The sequence below is a fragment of the Oceanobacillus aidingensis genome (assembly GCF_042654105.1).
Classification (GTDB): Bacteria; Bacillota; Bacilli; order Bacillales; family Amphibacillaceae; genus Oceanobacillus; species Oceanobacillus oncorhynchi.
In genome coordinates, this window is the sequence record NZ_JBHSFT010000050.1 from 14,036 (window position 1) to 33,708 (window position 19,673).

The following is a 19,673-nucleotide window of genomic DNA, read 5'->3' on the forward strand; positions in this document are numbered from 1 at the left end:
ATGAAATATCAACTGAGACAAACCATGCTTGATGTTCTTATTCGGATTGAAAAAGATAAAGGATACAGCAATCTGCTGTTAAATCAGGAATTAAAGCAAAAAGGTTTAATTGAAAAAGATAAAAGATTACTTACAGAAGTAGTCTATGGCACTATACAAAATCAAATAACCATTGACTATTATCTAGCACCATTTATCAAAAATAAGAAAAAAATAGATGTATGGGTGAAACAGCTGTTAAGAATGTCTGTATACCAGATGGTGTATTTAGAAAAAATTCCGGATCATGCTGTGCTTCACGAATCCGTTGAAATTGCTAAGATACGCGGTCATAAGGGGATTGCTTCTTTCGTGAACGGAATATTGCGCAGTATGCAGCGGGACGGTCTGCCGGACCTATCCTTGATAAAGGATCCTGTGGAACGAATCTCAGTGGAGACAAGCCATCCGCTCTGGCTTGTTGAAAGATGGATAGAAATGTATGGCAAAGAACGAACCGAAGCAATGTGCCATGAAAATTTAAAGCATTTCCCTATGTCTATCCGGATTCAGCCTATGAAAACAAATCGTGAAACGGTTATAGAGCAGCTTGAAAGAGAAGGATTCATGGTATCAGCATCCCAATTTTCACCACAGGGTATTTTGATTGAAAAAGGAAATATCTTTAAAACAAATCTTTTGCAGGAGGGGTTCGTAACTATACAGGACCAAAGCTCCATGCTTGCGGCGGAGTCATTAAAATTAGAGCCAGGTATGAAAGTGTTGGATACATGCAGTGCGCCGGGGGGAAAGGTAACGCATATTGCAGAGAAAATGACAGATCAAGGAGATATTCACGCCTATGATCTGCATCAGAAAAAAGTGAAATTAATCGAAGAAAAAGCAGCTGTATTGAATTTACATTCGATATCTGCCCATCAAGGGGATGCCAGAAAACTGAATGAAAAGTATGAAGAAGCAAGCTTTGATCGGATTCTTATCGACGCTCCCTGTTCCGGCTTAGGCGTTATTAACGGCAAGCCTGAAATAAAATATGAAAAACAGGTGCAAGATATTGAACGTCTTGCAGCCATTCAGCTGGATATTGTCCAGGCTGCAGCAAAACTTTTAAAACCAGATGGGCTGCTTATTTACAGCACATGTACAGTTGACAAAGAAGAAAATAACCAAGTAATCCAGAAATTTTTAGAAAAAAATGATGGATTTAGTGTGGACCTCTCCTTTAGAGAGGACCTTTCCGAACAATTAAAACAAGCGCCAGGCTGGTCATTAGAAGGGTTACAACTATTCCCCCAAGATTTTCAGACAGATGGATTTTTCCTGACAAGAATCAAACGGAATAGGTAAAGGATGTTTACTAGAGGAAAAAGTTTCATTTAACTTATAGAATGCATAGTTTTAATCTACGGAAGAATGTGCCATAATTATAAAGAAGTCTATACGGATATTTAAATAATGAAAAACGCATAATCCGGTTTTATCAAGGTGTTATTGACTGGGACTGCGATTACTCGTCCCACTGAAGGACTTTTGTAAGATTCCCGATTCGAGAAGAGAGAATCGAAAATTCTAAGCGGGACTTCAGCAGTAAGTAACAGTCTGATTAGTTTAATTATCATTTCGTGGAGGAGAAAAGCCCCGCGAAATGAAGTTTCACTTTATCTTATTTGTGGACATTCATTTACGAAAAGTAATCAGTATTATTTGAGAAGGATATATATTTGGATTTGTAAAGGGGGAGTAGCTCTTGAAAGGACTTTTCTTAACGCATTGCGGACAAGTTCGCAATCATAATGAAGATGCAGGCGGTGTTTTTGAAAATAAAAGCAAGCAGCCAATTGCCATTATTGCTGATGGCATGGGAGGTCATCAAGCAGGTGATGTAGCAAGTATGCTGGCTGTTGATAATATTAAAAACAGATGGGAAGAAACCGAACAAGTTGAAAACACAGATGAGATTGAACAGTGGTTTCAACAAACAATTAAAGAAACAAATGAACAAATTTTTCAGAAATCGCAAGAAAACAAGCAGCTGGAAGGGATGGGGACAACCCTTGTAGCCGTAGTGATAATAGGAGATTCCCTTACGATTGCCCACATTGGGGACAGCCGCTTGTATATTGCCAGAGGCAGTCAGGTTGAACAGCTGACAGAGGATCATTCCTTTGTAAATGAGCTTGTAAAAAGAGGCGAGATTACAGAGGGGGATGCTGAGGTCCATCCTTATAAAAATTACATTATTCGTGCGCTGGGGACAGACGCCAAAGTTGATACAGATGTAAAGACGCTGACATGGCAGGCGGGAGACCGGCTGCTGCTATGTTCAGATGGTCTGTCAGATAAACTCAGTCAAACGGAATTAGCACAACATATTACGGCAGATAACGAGATGGATGAGATAGGTCGCCAACTTGTTGATTTAGCGAATCAGCGCGGTGGAGAAGATAATATATCGCTTATCTTGATAACACATGACGGTTCAGGCTCGGAGGCAGGTGAACCTGCATGAACACGGGACACTTACTAAATGACCGTTATCGAATCGAGAGAAAAATAGGCGGCGGCGGAATGGCTAATGTCTTTCTCGCCAGAGATACCATTCTTGAGCGTGATGTAGCTGTTAAAGCATTGCGTACCGACTATGTACACGACCAGGAGTTTATTGCCCGCTTTGACCGTGAAGCGCAATCTGCAAGCTCTCTCTCTCATCCGAATATTGTCAATATCTTCGACGTCGGTGAAGACGATCAGGTATTGTATATGATTATGGAATATGTAGAGGGGATGACTTTAAAGGAGTATATTCAGCAGTTTGGGCCAATAGAGGTTCCCCTAGCGCTGGATATCATGAAACAGATCGCTTCTGCTATTGCGCTGGCACATGAAAATGATATTATTCATCGTGATATCAAGCCTCAAAATATATTAATTGACCGTTTTGGCCAGGCGAAAGTGACAGATTTCGGGATTGCGATGGCTCTCAGCGCAACCGCATTGACGCAAACCAATTCTATCTTGGGTTCTGTTCATTACCTGTCACCAGAGCAGGCGCGCGGCGGAATGGCAACAAAAAAATCAGATATTTATTCATTAGGTATTGTATTGTTTGAATTATTGACTGGGAAATTGCCTTTTTCTGGGCAATCCCCAGTATCTATTGCATTAAAGCATTTGCAAAGCGATACACCGTCTGTGAAAGAAATCAACCCGGATATCCCGCAGAGTGTAGAGAATATTGTTTTGCAGGCAACAGCTAAAAATTCATTTTATCGTTATGAAGATGTCTATCAGTTTGAGGCAGCTCTTGAAACTGCATTGTCACCGGAAAAATTACATGAGGATCCTTTTACGATTCCGGATGAAGAAGGCGACGAGACAAAAGCGATTCCAATTATTACAGACGATGATTTGTCCGAGGATGATACAGAAGCAGGACGGACGATAGTTCATCAAGCGGATACAGAGCCGACAAAAAGCTACCCGGATGATGACAATAAAAAGAAAAAAGAAAAGAAGAAAAAGAAACCTGCCAGTAAAAAGAAAAAAATTATCTGGATATCGGTTCTATTATTATTACTTATCGGTATCGGAACTGCTGCGGTTGTGTATGCGATGCAGCCTCAAGATGTCACGATAGCCGATTATGTAAATGAACCGGCAGATGAAGCAAGAGAGGCACTGGAAAGTCAAAATCTTCTAGTTGAAATAGAAGAGGTTAATTCGGAGGAAATTGAGGCCGGATATGTGGAGAGAACCAATCCTGTTGCTGGAAGAACAATTAAAGAAGGGGCAGCAATCACTCTGTTTGTCAGTCAAGGGCCAGAACAAGTGGAATTTGGTGATTTTGTCGGAGAAGATTTTGAAGAGGTGGAAGCACAATTGAACCAAGAAGGTTTTGAAGATATTACACCTTTTGAAAGAAACTCTGACCAGCCTGTCGGCGAGATAATTTCGCAGGTGCAGCCGGATCCGGAATCATCTGTCGTTCCAGCAGATACGAAGGTTATTTTTGAAGTCAGTGCTGGACCAGAGATGGTGAGCCTTAATAACCTGACAGGAATGAGTGAAGAAGAAGCACAAGCTTATGTTGATCGTAATGAATTGGTTATGAATAAGCATGAAGAGCATTCAGATGATGTCGAAGAAGGGCTTGTTGTCAGACAATCTCCAGAATCAGGAACAGATATTGAAAAAGGTTCTACCGTTGATGTTTATTTCTCTTTAGGGCCGGAAGAGGAACCGCCGCGGTCTCATTCTGTTTCGTATATGGTTCCATATACGCTTAATAATGAAGAGGAATCAGCTGAAGAAGGCGGAGAAGAGAACGAAGGAAATCAAGAGGAAGACAACGAAGAACAATCATCTGGTGACGGGAATAATGACGAAGAGCAAAACAGCGAATCAGATGAAGAGAATGCAGAGAACGAGGACACAAATAATGAAGATTCGAATAACGAAGATTCCAATAATGAAGAAGCAAATGCAGAGAATGAAGAAGAAACAGAACCGGCAGAACCAGAGGAGCAAACGGTGCGAATCTATATAGGTGACAGTAATAACGATATTTCAGATGTATATCGGGAAGAGACAATAACAGAAGATACCGAAGTGACGTTCACATTAACGATTGCGCCAGGAACGGATGCCGAGTATCGAATCACCAGAGATGACGAGGAAATTACGGAAAGGACTGTATCCTATGATGGAGAGGAAGAGTAGATGGCAGTAGGAAGAATTATTAAAGCATTAAGCGGCTTCTACTATGTACAGTCAAATGAAGGAGTTTATGCTTGCAGGGGCAGAGGGGTATTCCGAAATAAAAAAATCACCCCTCTAGTTGGCGATTTTGTGGAATTTGAAGTTCGTAATGAAGTGGAAGGCTACATTATGAAAGTAAGAGACAGGTCGAATGAGCTTATTCGGCCTCCTATTGCGAATATTGATCAAGTAGGAATTGTCAGTGCCGCAACTTCTCCGGACTTCAATCCGCTATTGCTGGACCGTTTTCTTGTCCTTGTAGAATCAAAGCATATTCAGCCTTTGATTCTTATTACAAAAATGGATTTAATAGCGCAAGCAGAAATCGATAGAATTAAGGAATATCAAACAGCCTATCAGGAGATCGGCTATGAAGTGAAGCTGTTATCATCCAAAGAGCCGGAATGGATTTCTGAAGTAATGCCCTATTTTAAAGATAAGGTGACCGTTTTTGCGGGGCAGTCCGGCGTCGGCAAATCATCGTTATTAAACACACTGGATCCAAATCTGTATTTGGAAACAGCTGAGATTTCAAAAAGTCTTGGAAGGGGAAAGCATACCACAAGGCATGTAGAGCTCCTGGCAATTGGAGAAGGGCTTGTGGCGGACACGCCTGGATTTAGTGCGTTAGAGTTTTCCGATTTAGAGCCGGAAGATTTGGGACCGTGTTTTCCTGAAATCAGACTTCATATGCCGGATTGTAAATTTCGGGGCTGTTTGCATGATAAAGAACCCAAATGTGCAGTGAAAGCAGCTGTTTCGGATGGAGCTATAGCTGACTTCAGATACGATCATTATTTACGTTTCCTAGAAGAAATTAAAACGAGAAAGCCGAGGTATTAATTATGACAAAAATAGCACCTTCTATTTTATCAGCTGATTTTGCCAAGCTTGGAGAAGAAATCAAAGAAGTGGAACAAGCCGGGGCAGATTATATTCATGTTGATGTCATGGATGGACATTTTGTTCCTAACATTACCATTGGTCCTTTAATCGCAGATGCGATTAAACCAATTACAAATTTGCCGTTAGATGTTCATTTAATGATAGAAAATCCAGATGCATATATACCGCAATTTGCTAAAAGTGCATCTATCATTACCGTCCATCAAGAAGCCTGTGTGCATCTGCACCGTACATTACAATTGATTCGCTCCCATGGTGTAAAGCCTGGCGTCGTTATTAACCCGGGCACTTCAGCCGAAGCCATTAAGCCGGTTTTAACGGAAGTGGATCTTGTTTTATTGATGACTGTGAATCCAGGCTTTGGGGGGCAGTCTTTCATTAAAGAAGTTGTCCCTAAGGTTGCCCAGATAGCCTCCTGGCGTGAAGAAATGGGCTTAAGCTTTGAAATAGAAATCGATGGCGGAGTAAATGAGGAAACTGCGCCTGTATGTACGGAAAATGGTGCAGATGTATTAGTCGCAGGAAGTGCTATTTTTAATCAGCGTGACCGAAAAGCAGCCATTGACGTGATTCGCAAGAGTGCAGAGAAACAATGACGCGTGTCGGCATTGTAGGTAATGGTCCGAAAGAACAGTTACCCAATCTGTTAACCTATCAAGAGGAAGTGGATTTTTGGATTGGCGCTGATCGCGGGGCACTTTATTTAGCAGAGCAGGGAATAACGATAGACATTGCACTTGGAGATTTTGATTCTGTCACTGAAAGCGAATATGCTATTATTGAAAAACATGCGGAGCTTTTTGATAAGCACCCGGTGATGAAGAATCAGACGGATTTAGAGATTGCTATCGAGACGGGAAAAAAGAAGGAAGCAAGTGAATTTTACTTGTTTGGAGCAACTGGGGGCAGGCTGGATCATGCATTAATGAATCTGCAGCTGCTTTACCCATTATTACAGCAAGGAAAGCGTGCGGTTATACTTGATAAGGGGAACCGTATTGAAATGCTGAAGCCGGGCAGCTATTCAGTGGAGGAGGAAGGATATTCTTATATTTCTTTTTTAGCATTTACACCTGTGGCTGCCGGATTAACATTGACCGGATTTGTATACCCATTAGAAAATAAAACGATACATTGGGGATCATCTTTATGCATATCTAATGAGCTTAGTCAAAAAAAAGGTACTTTTTCTTTCTCTAAAGGCATACTAATACTAGTAAAGAGTTATGATGCAGTTTAACTAATGATAAGTGTTCAACATTACGATAAAGGGGATTAAGAAGTTCGATACGTCATTTTTAGCGGACTTTTTGAACATCCTTTAGGAGCAAATAGGATAGTTAAACAGGGAGGGCCTTTATAAATGAAATTTTATACGATTAAGCTTCCTAAGTTTGTAGGCGGATTTGTAAAAGTGATTATTGGTGTATTTAAAAAAGAAAAGTAATAGTAAACGAGCTTTTGTCATTAACGGCAAAAGCTTATTTTTTAGAGGAATTTAGAGAAATTCGTTTAGTTGAAAGAGATAATTTAAGAAAAAAAGTAAAGCTGAAAATAATTTCTTTGTGGAGAAAAACCTGAAACTGATAACCATGATATGTATTTATTACTTCTCCAATGATAGTAAAATTTTTTTAGACACAAAAAAACACCATGCAAAACATGGTGTTTTTAAGGCATATGCACATATTTTCGTATATTATACACGTTCTACTTTGCCTGATTTTAATGCACGAGCAGATACATATACTTTCTTCGGTTTTCCATCTACCATAATACGTACTTTTTGTACATTTGCTTTCCAATTACGCTTGTTGGAATTCATAGCGTGAGAACGTTGGTTACCACTACGTGTTTGGCGTCCAGTTACAACACATTTTCTAGCCATGTCATTCCCTCCTTACATTCCAAAATCAGTATACCACTAACTTAATTTATCATAACTTCCCCGATATTGCAATTGAATCTTTTTTATTCGTTAAAGTCTGTGTGCTTTTTGAACATCCTGTGAAAGAAAAATTGCTTGACAGATGAATGAAAATCATCCATTGTAATAATGGAGTTTTTCTTCTGCATAGAATAGAAGGCAATGGTTGAGTGGACAGGTTTTCGAATTCTCGCAGGCTCTCTTTTAAAATGGCAGAGCGTATAGTATAATTTTAACCATATATGGTGGAAAAACGAATGATTAAATGGAAGTGGGCAACGATAACTCGTCCCCTTCAGTTTGTTTGGACAGCGATTAAACATATTTTGTAATAAAAGGAGCTGTAGTTATGTCAATAGAGTTGCATACAAACGATGGACTCGTTACGATAACAACAGATGTTATTGCAACAATAGCTGGTGGAACAGCTGTTGAATGCTATGGAATTGTAGGAATGGCATCGAAAAGCCAAATTAAAGATAATATTTCAGAAATACTGCGCAAAGAGAATTATTCAAAAGGAATTGTCGTGCGTCAAGAAGACGGGAAGCTACATATTGACTTGTATATTATTGTAAGTTATGGTACAAAAATTTCTGAAGTGGCACATAATGTGCAATCACAGGTAAAATATACACTTAGTCAATCCTTAGGTTTAGAAATTGATTCGGTAAATATATTTATTCAAGGTGTCCGAGTAGAAAAGGAATAGAGCAGAAGGAGGAGAAGATGTGGCAGTTGAGAAAATAGATGCAGCGTTATTATCACAGATGGTGCTGACCGGAGCTTACCATCTTTCAAATAATGCACAAAAAATTGACGCATTAAACGTTTTCCCTGTTCCTGACGGGGATACTGGAACAAATATGAACTTAACAATCACTTCTGGAGCAAATGAAGTGAAGAAACTGGAAACAGACAAGGTTTATGAAGTTACAAGTGCCTTTTCGAAGGGATTATTAATGGGAGCCAGAGGGAATTCTGGTGTGATTTTATCCCAGATCTTCCGCGGCTTTGCGAAAGCATGTGAAGGAAAAAAAGAGCTTTATGTAAAAGATTTTGCTGAAGCCTTTGAAGGGGCTGTCCATGCAGCGTATAAGGCGGTTATGAAGCCTGTAGAGGGAACTATTCTTACCGTAGCAAAAGATACCGGAAATAAAGCAATGGAAATTTCCGATAATAATTTGGACATCATTGCATTCATGGAAGAAATTTTAAAAGAAGCAAAAGCATCGTTAAAACGTACTCCTGATCTATTGCCTGTTTTAAAGGAAGTAGGGGTCGTGGACTCGGGCGGTCAAGGTCTGGTGACAATTTATGAAGGCTTTCTTGCTGCGCTAAAGGGTGAAGAACTGCCGGAAGAATCTGATGCTGCTGGTAAAATGGACGAAATGATCAATGCCGAACATCATAAAGTAACTCAGGATTTCATGAATACTGAGGATATTGTATATGGATATTGTACAGAGTTTATGGTGAAATTAGAAGATGAAAAATTAAAAGATCATCCTTTTGATGAAACGACTTTCCGCAATGAATTAAGTGAATGGGGAGATTCCCTCCTTGTTGTTGCGGATGATGAAATTGTAAAAGTGCACGTACATGCTGAAGCTCCAGGCACGTGCTTAAATCTGGCCCAGCAGTATGGCAGCTTGATTAATCTGAAAATCGAAAACATGCGGGAACAGCACACAGCAATTGTCGGAGATAAAAAAGAAGCGCCAAAAGAAAAATCCGCTTATGGCATTGTGACTGTAGCAATGGGAAATGGATTAAAGGAACTGTTTGAAAACTTAGGGGCTGCCGTAGTCATTGAAGGCGGACAGACAATGAACCCGAGCACGAAGGATATTACCGATGCAATTGAAAAAGCAAATGCAAAGAAAATCATTATCCTTCCTAATAATAAAAATATCCAAATGGCAGCGGAGCAGGCGGCAGAATTAGCCGGCGACCATGTTAGAGTGGTTCCGACTAAAACGATACCACAAGGCATCAGTGCTATGCTGTCATTCCATCCCGAATCATCTTTGGATGAAAATAAATCTGTGATGGAAGAGGCAGGAAAGCAAGTACGGAGCGGGCAAATCACTTATGCAGTAAGGGATACCCAAATTGATGGCATCGATATTGCTAAAGGGCATTTTATGGGGATTGATGAAGGAAAGATTGTAACAACACATAAGGAAAAACAAGAAACGGCTCAAGATCTGATTGATAAAATGATTTCGGAGGACAGTGAAATCTTAACGATTCTTTCAGGAGAAGATGTATCTGAAGAAGAAGTCGAAGCATTAGAAGCTTATGTGGAAGAAAAGTATGATGAAATCGAAGTTGAAGTTCATCGCGGAGAACAGCCTATCTATTCTTATATTTTCTCGGTTGAGTAAAAAAAATAAAGAAGCGTCCACTCTGATATTGTAATCAGGCTGGACGCTTCTTTTATTTATATACCAACGATCTTTAAAACAAACTCGATAAAAAACAAAGTGGATATGAGCAGCAGCGGCTTAGATATTTCATTTCTCTTTCCGAGAGCCAGTTGCACTATAGGATAGGCAATAAAACCAAATGCCATTCCATCACCAATACTATAGGTGAATGGAATCATCACTATAATGAGCAGTGCCGGGATACATTCAGAAAATTGATTCCATGGCAAATATTTCATGTTTTGAACCATTAAGAATCCAACAATAATTAGAATCGGGCTCATTGCTGTTGCAGGAATAATGGAAATCCATGGAATAAATACCACCGTAGCCAAAAATAAGAAACCAGCAGTTATCGCTGCTCTGCCAGTCTTTCCTCCTGATGCTATCACAGCTGCATTTTCAGCGCTTGAGATTGTAGGCGATGTCCCAAATATACCAGAAAGAAACGAAGATGTTGCGGTAATCCGATAAGATTTCTGAAAAGATTCAGGTGATTTCAGCATATCTAATTGGCTGGATAGTGTACCCATGTTTTCAAAAATCAAAATTAAAGTCAATGTAAATACAGATAGCCAAAAAGAGATGTCGCCAATTGCTGTAAATGAAGGAATAAATAGTAATTCATCCAAGTTAAAGCTTACAGATGAAACGCCATTTGTCGGAACATTGAATGCCATAGCAATGAAAGTACCAACAATCATGGTGATTAAAAAATTAGCTGGAACCCCTTTTACAAACAGGTAGATAGCAACAAATAATGTAATCAGTCCTGCAATCACAGTTGGCGAAGTAAAATCACCGATTGTAATGACAGTTTGTTCTCCGCTTGTAACAATTCCGCTATTTTCAACACCAATCAGAATTAAGAAAAACCCTAATCCGATTGTTATCCCGTGCTGCAGGGAGTCCGGTATAGCCTCTTTTAAGATGGTGCTGAGCTTCGTAAAGGCGGTAACCATAAATAATAGTCCTGCTAAACAGACAACAGCTAAACCTTCATGGAAACTAAATCCATTATTTCCAATAATTGAAAATGCAAATAACGCATTAATCCCCATACCAGGAATTAAGATGAGAGGAAGTTTTCCGAAAAACCCCATCATGACAGTGCCGGCAAAACTCGCTAAAATGGTTGCTATCATCCCGTTTTCTAATGAAAGCCCTGCTTCACTTAGGATGCTCCCATTTACAACGACGATATATACCGTTGTCAGATAACCGATAACACCAGCAACAATGTCTTTTCTTAACGTATTTTTTTGTTGCATAGGAAACCTCAATATATTATTATCCCTCTCCCGCCCAATAAAGAATGAAATCTTTATCCACAATTGAATATTATAAGAAGATGTTCAGAAAGTCAATATTCCCAGGATTTAGCCTAGATCACTGTAAGAGATTCGAACGCATGGTTGCTTTTTCATGAATAAATTGTGAATGAAACTCGTATTTTTGTTATAATAGTAGTGGAAAGCTAAAACAATTACAGGGCGGTGTTATTTTTATGAAATATAATTCCGTATTCGATATTATCGGTCCGGTTATGGTAGGACCCTCCAGTTCACATACGGCAGGAGCAGCACGTATTGGAAAAGCGGCCCGGAACCTATTTGGAAGACAGCCCGCCTGGGCAAAAATACATCTTTATGAATCATTCGCTAAAACCTATCGGGGACACGGAACAGATTTTGCGCTTGTCGGCGGCCTTTTAGGTATGGAAACCAATGACCCGCAAATTAGTAAATCTTTGCAGCTGGCGAAAGAACAAGGATTAGAGATTGAGTTTATTGAGGATAGTGCAGCAGTAGACCATCCGAATACAGTCCGTATGATTATCGGCGATGACAAAGAACAGCAAGAGCTGATGGGAATATCTATTGGCGGAGGGAAAGTGGAGATTACAGAATTGAACGGCTTTGAGCTCCGTTTATCCGGGAATCATCCCGCTATTCTAATTATGCATAATGACCGTTTTGGCGCGATTGCATCGGTAACGAGAATTCTGGCAAAATATGAATTGAATATTGGACATATGGAAGTAAATCGAAAAGACGTTGGCAAAGAGGCGCTGATGGTTATTGAGGTGGATCAGAATATAGAAGATTCTATATTACAGGAGCTGCAGGCTGCTGACCACATTATCTCTATTGCAAAGATTGTAAGTTAAAAAGGGGGAATTGCGATGTTTCGAACGGTTGCAGAGTTAGTGGAAATGGCAAAAACAGAAAACATCCCCATATCAGAAGTAATGATACGACAAGAAATGGATGTAAAAGAAAAAACGAGAGATGAAGTTTTTGCAGAGATGGAAAAAAATCTTGTCGTTATGGAAAATGCGATCGAGGATGCACTGAAAGGGGTCCAATCCGTAACAGGACTTACTGGCGGAGATGCTGTGAAAGTGCAAAAATATATGAAAGAAAAAACCCCGCTGTCCGGTAATTTAATGATGGACGCGGTCAGTAAAGCAATGGGAACAAATGAAGTAAATGCAGCCATGGGAATCATTTGTGCCACCCCGACTGCCGGGAGCGCTGGTTGTGTGCCCGGCACATTATTTGCGGTGAAAGAACAATTGAATCCGACGAGAGAAGAAATGGTGCGGTATTTATTCACTTCCGGAGCATTCGGCTTCGTGGTGGCAAACAATGCGTTTATTTCTGGTGCAGCAGGCGGGTGTCAAGCGGAAGTCGGGTCGGCAGGAGCAATGGCCTCTGCCGCTATCGTTGAAATGGCGGGAGGTACACCAGAGCAGTCCGCTCATGCTTTTGCAATGACATTAAAAAACATGCTTGGCTTGGTATGTGATCCGGTAGCTGGTTTAGTAGAAGTTCCATGTGTGAAGAGAAATGCCGGAGGATCCTCTCTTGCTATTGTATCTGCAGACTTAGCTTTAGCGGGTGTAGAAAGCCGTATTCCATGTGATGAAGTCATTGGAGCAATGTATCGAATCGGAAAACAAATGCCTTCTTCTTTACGTGAAACAGGGGAAGGCGGCTTGGCTGATACACCAACGGGGCGATTCCTAAAAGAAAAAATCTTTGGGGTATCTGTCTAACAGAAGAAAAGATAAGAAATAGCAATAGCTCCTGCATTTTTTAGTATAGTATAATTTTTAGTATGGATTTAATAGTATTCAGGAATAGCCGCGGCCAGCTCCGAGCGCCAAAAACTAGGAGATTTCACGTCACGCCCTATGATAAAGAAGACATAGCGACTGGCAAGCCGTCAGGCGCAGACAGAGCCATAGTCGAACTTATGCCCTGCGGGTGAAAGTCAACATCGGTTCGTTACCTCACCGTGATTCCTTTATCTCTTTAAATAAAGGAAGTTCGACCAAGGTCGAACCACCCCCAAAGACCGGGGGCGCAATCTCTACGTTTTTCGACGCACACGACGTGCTAGTGCAGGCGTTGCGACATGGACGTCGCGTTCTTAGCCTGCAAGGGCGCTCTGCGCTTTTGGTTTAGAAAAGGATGTTGGAAATGAATGAATCAATCTTAGAAGTGAAAGGTATTGGCGAAAAAGTAGCAGAACAGCTTGCCTTCATGCATATTTACGAGACGAATGATATATTACAATATTTCCCGTATCGATATGATATCTATGAAGAAAAACCTCTGCAAGAACTGGTTCATGATGAGAAGGTTACGATTAAAGGGAAGGTCCTTTACAATCCTTCTCTTACTTTTTTTGGAAAGAAAAAGTCACGGTTAAGCTTCACTGTAGAAGTGGAAGGGATTGCTGTAAAAGCGATTATGTTTAACCGGGCATTCGCAAAGAAACAGATTCAGCAGGGACAAGATATTACCTTAACAGGAAAATGGGACGCGCACCGCCTGCAAATTACAGTCAGTAAATATAAAACAGGAAAAATGGAAGAAAATGATTCCATTACCCCTGTATATTCATTGAAAGGCGATTTAACTTCTTATAAATTCCAAAAGCTTATCAAGCAGGTGCTTGACTCACATGTGGACGATATCACAGAGATTCTTCCTGCTTCTTATTTGGAAAATTATAAGCTTCCGGAAAGGAAAGCTGCAGTAAGGACGATGCATTTTCCGGAGAGCAGGGTTGCTTTAAAGCATGCACGGAGGCGGTTTATCTATGAAGAATTTCTGCTGTTTCAGCTGAAGATGCAATTGATTCGAAAAATAAATCGTGAATCCACCAAGGGGAATGAACAGGATTATCAGGTGAATAAAGTTGAAAGTTTTATTACATCATTGCCGTTTACATTAACCGATGCGCAGCAAAAAGCATTAACTGAAATTTTAAAGGATATGAAAAGTGCTTATCGAATGAACCGGCTGCTTCAAGGCGACGTTGGCTCCGGGAAAACCGCTGTTGCGGCAATTTGTCTATACGCTGCTGTTACAGCTGGTAAGCAGGGAGCTTTAATGGTTCCTACTGAAATTTTAGCGGAACAGCATTTCCAATCCTTTCAAACGATGCTGGAAGGCAGAGCGGACGTTGCTTTGTTAACAGGATCTGTGAAGGGGAAAAAACGAAAAGAGCTGACCCGGCAAATTGAAAATCAAGAAATTGATATTGTGATTGGAACGCATGCACTTATTCAGGAGGATGTCTTATTTAAGGCTTTAGGCTTAGCAATTGTGGATGAGCAGCATCGCTTCGGAGTTGCGCAGCGCAGGACATTGCGAGATAAAGGACTGGATCCGGATGTTTTATTTATGACAGCAACCCCGATTCCCAGAACGCTTGCGATTACAACATTTGGCGATATGGATGTATCCATTATCAATCAGCTTCCTTCCGGGAGAAAAGAGATTGAAACATTATGGGTGAAGGAAAATATGTTTGAACGGATTCTTGATTTTATTCAAGAGCGGGTTAAGCAGGGCGAGCAGGCATATATTATCAGTCCGCTTATTGAGGAATCGGATAAATTAGATATTCAAAACGCTGTTGACCTGTACCATCAGCTGACAGCTTACTACGATAATGAAATGGAAATTGGCTTAATGCATGGCCGCCTATCTTCCGCGGAGAAGGATGAAGTAATGCGCGATTTTGCAGATAACAGGGTAAAGGTGTTAGTTTCAACAACCGTTGTCGAAGTCGGAGTGAACGTTCCGAATGCTACCGTAATGGTAATTTACGATGCAGAACGTTTTGGCTTGTCGCAGCTGCATCAGCTCCGGGGGCGAGTCGGCAGAGGAAGTAAGCAGAGTTACTGTATTCTGATTGCAGAACCCAAAGGGGAAGTAGGCAAAGAGCGGATGCGCATCATGTCAGAAACAAGTGATGGATTTGAACTGTCCGAACAGGACTTGCAATTGCGCGGACCGGGCGATTTTTTTGGCAGAAAACAAAGCGGTATGCCCGAATTTAAAGTAGCTGACATGGTACACGATTACCGCGCGCTGGAAACCGCGCGCCAGGATGCACAGCATATTGTTGAAAATAATTTATTACAATCCGAAGACTACAAGTATTTAAAGGAAATATTATCAGAAGAAGAGGGGCTGCTTGAAAAATTGGATTAGCAGAGACAGCAGTTAAATCAATAGATTACTTGCATAAAAAAGCATGCTATTATATATTACTATTAGTACCAAGTCTTAAAACGAAACTTCACCATCGGCAGTATTCAATAAGCGCTCTTTTTCCCGGATCGGGACAAGAGCCGGGACGGCGATTACATGCCCTTCCGAAGCTATTGTAATATGGCAAAAAAGAATCGACACCTCTGAAAATATTAAATGAAAGTTTGATGATAGAAATGAGACGATCAAAAGCAGAACGGCAATCGTTATTAAGAGAAAAAATCGAAGACTCTCCATTTGTAACGGATGAACAGCTTGCTAAAGATTTTCAAGTGAGTATTCAAACGATTCGGCTGGACCGTATGGAGCTGTCTATTCCTGAACTTCGTGAACGGATAAAACATGTTGCTACAAAGCAATGGAATGAAACGGTTAAAGCTTTGCCAGTGGAAGAAGTAATTGGAGATATTATTGATTTGGAGTTGGATGAGCGGGCTATCTCTATGCTCGATATCACGTCAGAGTTTGTTTTTTCCAGAAATAAAATCGCCAGAGGGCATCATCTGTTCGCCCAGGCAAATTCATTAGCTGTAGCCGTCATTAACGATGAACTTGCTTTAACCGCGAAATCCACTCTTCGCTTTAAAAGACAGGTGAAAGAAGGAGAAAGAGTGGTTGCCAAAGCGGTTGTTAAAGGAAGAGACAAGCGGGGATACACCATCGTGGAAGTGAACAGCTTTGTGAATAATGAGCCTGTGCTTACAGGTGAATTTTTCATGTTTCATTCCAGTGAAAGCAAAGGAGAATAAATCAATGCGATTAGCGATAGATGCAATGGGAGGCGACCATGCACCAAAGGAAATTGTATTAGGTGCCATGGAAGCTGTAAAAGAAAATAAAGATTTACAAATTACCCTCTATGGGGATGAAAATCAAATTAAACCAATTTTAACGGACAGCAAGCAAATTAAAATCATACATACAGATGAAAAAATAACCTCAGAGGATGAACCAGTAAAAGCAGTACGGCGCAAAAAGAATGCTTCCCTTGTTTTAATGGCTAAAGCTGTTAAAGACGGAGAGGCAGATGCATGTATTTCTGCAGGGAATACAGGCGCATTAATGAGTGCCGGCTTGTTTGTCGTGGGGCGTATTCCAGGAATTGACCGCCCTGCATTGAGTCCTACTTTTCCAACAGTAGACGGGCAAGGCTTCTTAATGCTTGATGTCGGCGCAAATGTTGACGCAAAACCAGAGCATTTGCTTCAATACGCTATTATGGGCTCCATTTATGTGGAGAGAGTAAGAAATATTAAAAAGCCTCGAGTCGGCTTATTAAATGTAGGCACAGAAGATGGAAAAGGGAATGACTTAACGAAAAAAGCTTTTCAGCTTCTAGAAAATGCACCCATCCATTTTGTAGGGAATGTAGAAGCAAGAGATATATTAAATGGTGTGGCAGATGTTGTGGTGACTGATGGCTTTAGCGGAAACGTAGCATTAAAAACCATGGAAGGAGTTGCCGAAACAATCTTTTCTCTTTTAAAAGGTGCTTTTATGTCTTCCACAAAAACCAAAATTGCTGCGGCGCTTGTTAAAAATGACTTGAAAGGTATAAAAGACCGGTTAGATTACTCAGAGTATGGCGGTGCGGGGTTATTTGGACTTTCTGCACCAGTAATTAAAGCGCACGGATCTTCCAAAAGCCGGGCAATCACCAATGCTGTGAAGCAGGCAGTTTATATGGTTGAGAACAATGTGACCGCAACGATTCAGAATACCATTGAAACGATCAATGAAGAGGAGGAGAAATAAATGAAACGTATTGCATTTATGTTCCCGGGACAAGGGTCGCAGGCTGTTGGCATGGGGAAAGATTTATATGACGCTTATCCGCAGGTGCAGGCTCTGTATCAAGAAGCAAACGAAGTGCTGGATATGGATATCCAGACACTTATGTTTGAAGGACCGAAAGAAACTTTGACGGAAACAGAGAATACACAGCCGGCACTATTATTATCCAGTGTTGCCGTATCCAAGCTCTTAGAAGAAAACGGCATTCAGCCTTCGATGGTTGTTGGACATAGCTTGGGGGAGTACAGTGCATTAGTTGCTGCTGGTGCAATCAAATGGCAGGACGCAATTCAGCTTGTTAAAGTAAGAGGACGTTTAATGGAACAGGCATTTCCAAAAGGGCAGGGAACCATGGCTGCTGTGTTAGGTCTTGGTCAGGACAAGGTTCAGGAAGCACTTGAGCAAGTGAAAGACGAAATTGTAGATATTGCCAATTTAAATTGTCCGGGGCAGATTGTTATTTCCGGTTCTGTTGCAGGCGTGGAACAAGCAGCTGCATTATTAAAAGAAGCAGGAGCAAAACGGGTATTGCCGCTAAATGTAAGCGGACCGTTCCATTCCGGGTTGATGAAGCAGGCTAACGAGGATTTTGCAGCACATTTAAATGAAACAGCTCTAGGAGATGCAAAAACACCTGTTTATGCAAATGTTTCAGCTGATGCAGTAACGGAAAAAGAAACCATGAAAGAATTATTAGTACAGCAGCTCTACTCGCCGGTACGTTTTGAAGAATCGATTCAAAAGATGCTGGAAGAAGATGTGGATGCATTTGTTGAAGTAGGTACAGGTAAAGTACTTTGTGGATTATTGAAAAAAATCGATCGGAAAACAAAAACATTTGCTGTACAGGATCAGGAATCACTCGACGCGTTTATTCGCTGGTACAAGGAGGAAGAATAATGTTACAAGGTCAAACAGCAGTAGTAACGGGAGCTTCCAGAGGGATTGGCAGAGCAATTGCTTTGGAACTGGCAAAAAATGGAGCAAATGTCATTGTAAACTATTCAGGTAGTGAAGCAAAAGCAGAAGAGGTTGTTGGAGAAATTCAGGAGCTCGGAGTAAAAGCAGTTAAAGTACAGGCAAATATTTCTGAGGAAGAATCTGTTAAACAACTCATGAAGCAGGCTGTGGAAGAATTTGGATCGATCGATATATTGGTGAACAATGCCGGTATTACGAAGGATAATTTATTGATGCGAATGAAAGAAGATGAATTCGATCAGGTGATTCAAACCAACCTGAAAGGCACGTTCTTATGTACGAAAGCAGTCACCCGTCAAATGATGAAGCAAAAATCAGGACGTATTATTAATGTAGCTTCCATCGTCGGAGTAAGCGGAAATCCCGGACAGGCTAATTATGTTGCAGCCAAAGCGGGAGTAATTGGTTTAACCAAAACAACCGCAAAAGAGCTTGCTTCACGAAATATCTTAGTGAATGCTGTTGCACCAGGGTTTATTTCTACAGATATGACGGATTTATTAAGTGAAGAACAACAGGAATCTTTATTGCAATTAGTGCCGTTAGCGCGCTTAGGCAAACCGGAAGACGTCGCACGGGTTGTCCGCTTTTTAGCAAGTGAAGATGCAAATTATATTACAGGGCAGACCATTCATATTGACGGTGGAATGGTGATGTAATACAATTGCAGAACAATAAAGAAAAATTGGTATTTGCGAAGCCTTTAGGCAAACACCTCAGTTACACTTTCATTGACTAAAAATGGCCGCATCATGTGACCAGCGTCAATAATAGGACATCATGTCCGTTCTGCTTTTTAATTTTTAAAGTGAAACAAAAAATAATGATATATTTTGAAAGGAGGTGAACGGGTAATGGCAGATGTGTTTGAACAAGTAAAGTCTATTATTTCTGATCGTCTGGATGTAGACGAAGAAAAAGTAGTTTTAGAAGCTTCATTTAAAGATGACCTTGAAGCAGATTCACTAGATGTTGTTGAGCTTGTTATGGAATTAGAAGACGAGTTTGATATTGAAATTGCTGATGAAGATGCTGAAAAGATTAATACAGTAGGTGATGCTGTAGATTACATAAACAGCAAAGCTTAATGAATAAAAACAACCTATGGGAAAGCTTCTTTTTAGAGGCTTTCCCATAGCTATTTAACGTAGTGGTTACCTGTCTTATTGAAAGATGGTGCTGGTGGCCGTGCTTAATCATGAAATAAATAATTTATTAAAGTATGTGGTAAAATAAAGGTTATATAAGTCAGTATCTGTATGTATTAAAGAATTCCGGCAACGTTTATTTGTTTCTTTA

General features: G+C 40.6%; 19 protein-coding genes. 17 read left to right on the forward strand and 2 right to left on the reverse strand.

The window, feature by feature from the left end:
- The 7 genes from rsmB to spoVM all read left to right on the forward strand — a co-directional run bounded on the left by rsmB (position 1) and on the right by spoVM (position 7,111).
- Entirely contained in the window at positions 1-1,347 is a 1,347-nt protein-coding gene (rsmB, locus tag ACFO3P_RS21010; RefSeq protein ID WP_289584553.1) for a 16S rRNA (cytosine(967)-C(5))-methyltransferase RsmB, read from the forward strand.
- Between the two features lie 400 nt (positions 1,348-1,747).
- Entirely contained in the window at positions 1,748-2,509 is a 762-nt protein-coding gene (locus ACFO3P_RS21015) for a Stp1/IreP family PP2C-type Ser/Thr phosphatase (protein ID WP_042535116.1), read from the forward strand.
- Positions 2,506-4,719 (forward strand): Stk1 family PASTA domain-containing Ser/Thr kinase, encoded by a 2,214-nt coding sequence (gene pknB, locus ACFO3P_RS21020; RefSeq protein ID WP_193063353.1) that lies wholly within the window; start codon positions 2,506-2,508, stop codon positions 4,717-4,719. The genes ACFO3P_RS21015 and pknB overlap by 4 nt, the downstream gene beginning before the upstream one ends.
- On the forward strand, positions 4,720-5,601 hold the full coding sequence (gene rsgA, locus ACFO3P_RS21025; protein WP_042535112.1) for a ribosome small subunit-dependent GTPase A: 882 nt from the start codon (positions 4,720-4,722) through the stop codon (positions 5,599-5,601).
- 2 nt (positions 5,602-5,603) lie between these two features.
- Positions 5,604-6,260 (forward strand): ribulose-phosphate 3-epimerase, encoded by a 657-nt coding sequence (gene rpe, locus ACFO3P_RS21030; protein WP_193063355.1) that lies wholly within the window; start codon positions 5,604-5,606, stop codon positions 6,258-6,260.
- Complete coding sequence (locus tag ACFO3P_RS21035; protein WP_042535108.1) at positions 6,257-6,904, forward strand: thiamine diphosphokinase; 648 nt, start codon at positions 6,257-6,259, stop codon at positions 6,902-6,904. The genes rpe and ACFO3P_RS21035 overlap by 4 nt, the downstream gene beginning before the upstream one ends.
- Before the next feature lie 123 nt (positions 6,905-7,027).
- On the forward strand, positions 7,028-7,111 hold the full coding sequence (gene spoVM, locus ACFO3P_RS21040; protein WP_042535106.1) for a stage V sporulation protein SpoVM: 84 nt from the start codon (positions 7,028-7,030) through the stop codon (positions 7,109-7,111).
- Between the two features lie 252 nt (positions 7,112-7,363).
- On the opposite strand, the gene rpmB is transcribed toward spoVM, so the two are convergent.
- A complete protein-coding gene (gene rpmB, locus ACFO3P_RS21045) occupies positions 7,364-7,552 on the reverse strand; it encodes a 50S ribosomal protein L28 (RefSeq protein ID WP_010649390.1) in 189 nt (62 codons plus the stop codon).
- 388 nt (positions 7,553-7,940) lie between these two features.
- On the opposite strand from rpmB, the gene ACFO3P_RS21050 reads away from it, so the two are divergent.
- The gene (locus ACFO3P_RS21050; protein ID WP_042535103.1) at positions 7,941-8,303 is read left to right on the forward strand and encodes an Asp23/Gls24 family envelope stress response protein; all 363 of its coding nucleotides are present in this window, start codon (positions 7,941-7,943) and stop codon (positions 8,301-8,303) included.
- Positions 8,304-8,322: 19 nt separating this feature from the next.
- Positions 8,323-9,981 carry a DAK2 domain-containing protein gene (locus ACFO3P_RS21055; protein WP_042535101.1) on the forward strand — a complete coding sequence of 553 codons (1,659 nt, stop codon included), beginning with the start codon at positions 8,323-8,325 and terminating at the stop codon, positions 9,979-9,981.
- Between the two features lie 56 nt (positions 9,982-10,037).
- Here the strand turns inward: ACFO3P_RS21055 and ACFO3P_RS21060 are convergent, their stop codons facing one another.
- Entirely contained in the window at positions 10,038-11,294 is a 1,257-nt protein-coding gene (locus ACFO3P_RS21060; protein WP_042535099.1) for an NCS2 family permease, read from the reverse strand.
- A gap of 236 nt (positions 11,295-11,530) precedes the next feature.
- Between ACFO3P_RS21060 and sdaAB the strand changes: the two genes are divergently transcribed.
- The 8 genes from sdaAB (at position 11,531) to acpP (ending at position 19,462) form a co-directional block, all read left to right on the forward strand.
- A complete protein-coding gene (sdaAB, locus tag ACFO3P_RS21065) occupies positions 11,531-12,193 on the forward strand; it encodes an L-serine ammonia-lyase, iron-sulfur-dependent subunit beta (RefSeq protein WP_042535097.1) in 663 nt (220 codons plus the stop codon).
- Positions 12,194-12,208: 15 nt separating this feature from the next.
- Complete coding sequence (gene sdaAA, locus ACFO3P_RS21070; protein WP_042535096.1) at positions 12,209-13,084, forward strand: L-serine ammonia-lyase, iron-sulfur-dependent, subunit alpha; 876 nt, start codon at positions 12,209-12,211, stop codon at positions 13,082-13,084.
- A 427-nt stretch (positions 13,085-13,511) separates the two neighbouring features.
- Complete coding sequence (recG, locus tag ACFO3P_RS21075) at positions 13,512-15,539, forward strand: ATP-dependent DNA helicase RecG (protein WP_139089152.1); 2,028 nt, start codon at positions 13,512-13,514, stop codon at positions 15,537-15,539.
- Positions 15,540-15,775: 236 nt separating this feature from the next.
- Positions 15,776-16,348 carry a transcription factor FapR gene (gene fapR, locus ACFO3P_RS21080; RefSeq protein WP_042535091.1) on the forward strand — a complete coding sequence of 191 codons (573 nt, stop codon included), beginning with the start codon at positions 15,776-15,778 and terminating at the stop codon, positions 16,346-16,348.
- Positions 16,349-16,352: 4 nt separating this feature from the next.
- Positions 16,353-17,354 (forward strand): phosphate acyltransferase PlsX, encoded by a 1,002-nt coding sequence (gene plsX, locus ACFO3P_RS21085; RefSeq protein ID WP_289584555.1) that lies wholly within the window; start codon positions 16,353-16,355, stop codon positions 17,352-17,354.
- Positions 17,355-18,293: an ACP S-malonyltransferase gene (gene fabD, locus ACFO3P_RS21090; protein ID WP_042535088.1), complete on the forward strand. Its 939-nt coding sequence runs from the start codon at positions 17,355-17,357 to the stop codon at positions 18,291-18,293.
- Positions 18,293-19,033 carry a 3-oxoacyl-[acyl-carrier-protein] reductase gene (fabG, locus tag ACFO3P_RS21095; RefSeq protein WP_042535087.1) on the forward strand — a complete coding sequence of 247 codons (741 nt, stop codon included), beginning with the start codon at positions 18,293-18,295 and terminating at the stop codon, positions 19,031-19,033. Before fabD ends, fabG begins: the two co-directional genes overlap by 1 nt.
- Before the next feature lie 195 nt (positions 19,034-19,228).
- Positions 19,229-19,462: an acyl carrier protein gene (gene acpP, locus ACFO3P_RS21100; RefSeq protein ID WP_042535086.1), complete on the forward strand. Its 234-nt coding sequence runs from the start codon at positions 19,229-19,231 to the stop codon at positions 19,460-19,462.
- The last annotated feature ends 211 nt before the right edge of the window (positions 19,463-19,673 follow it).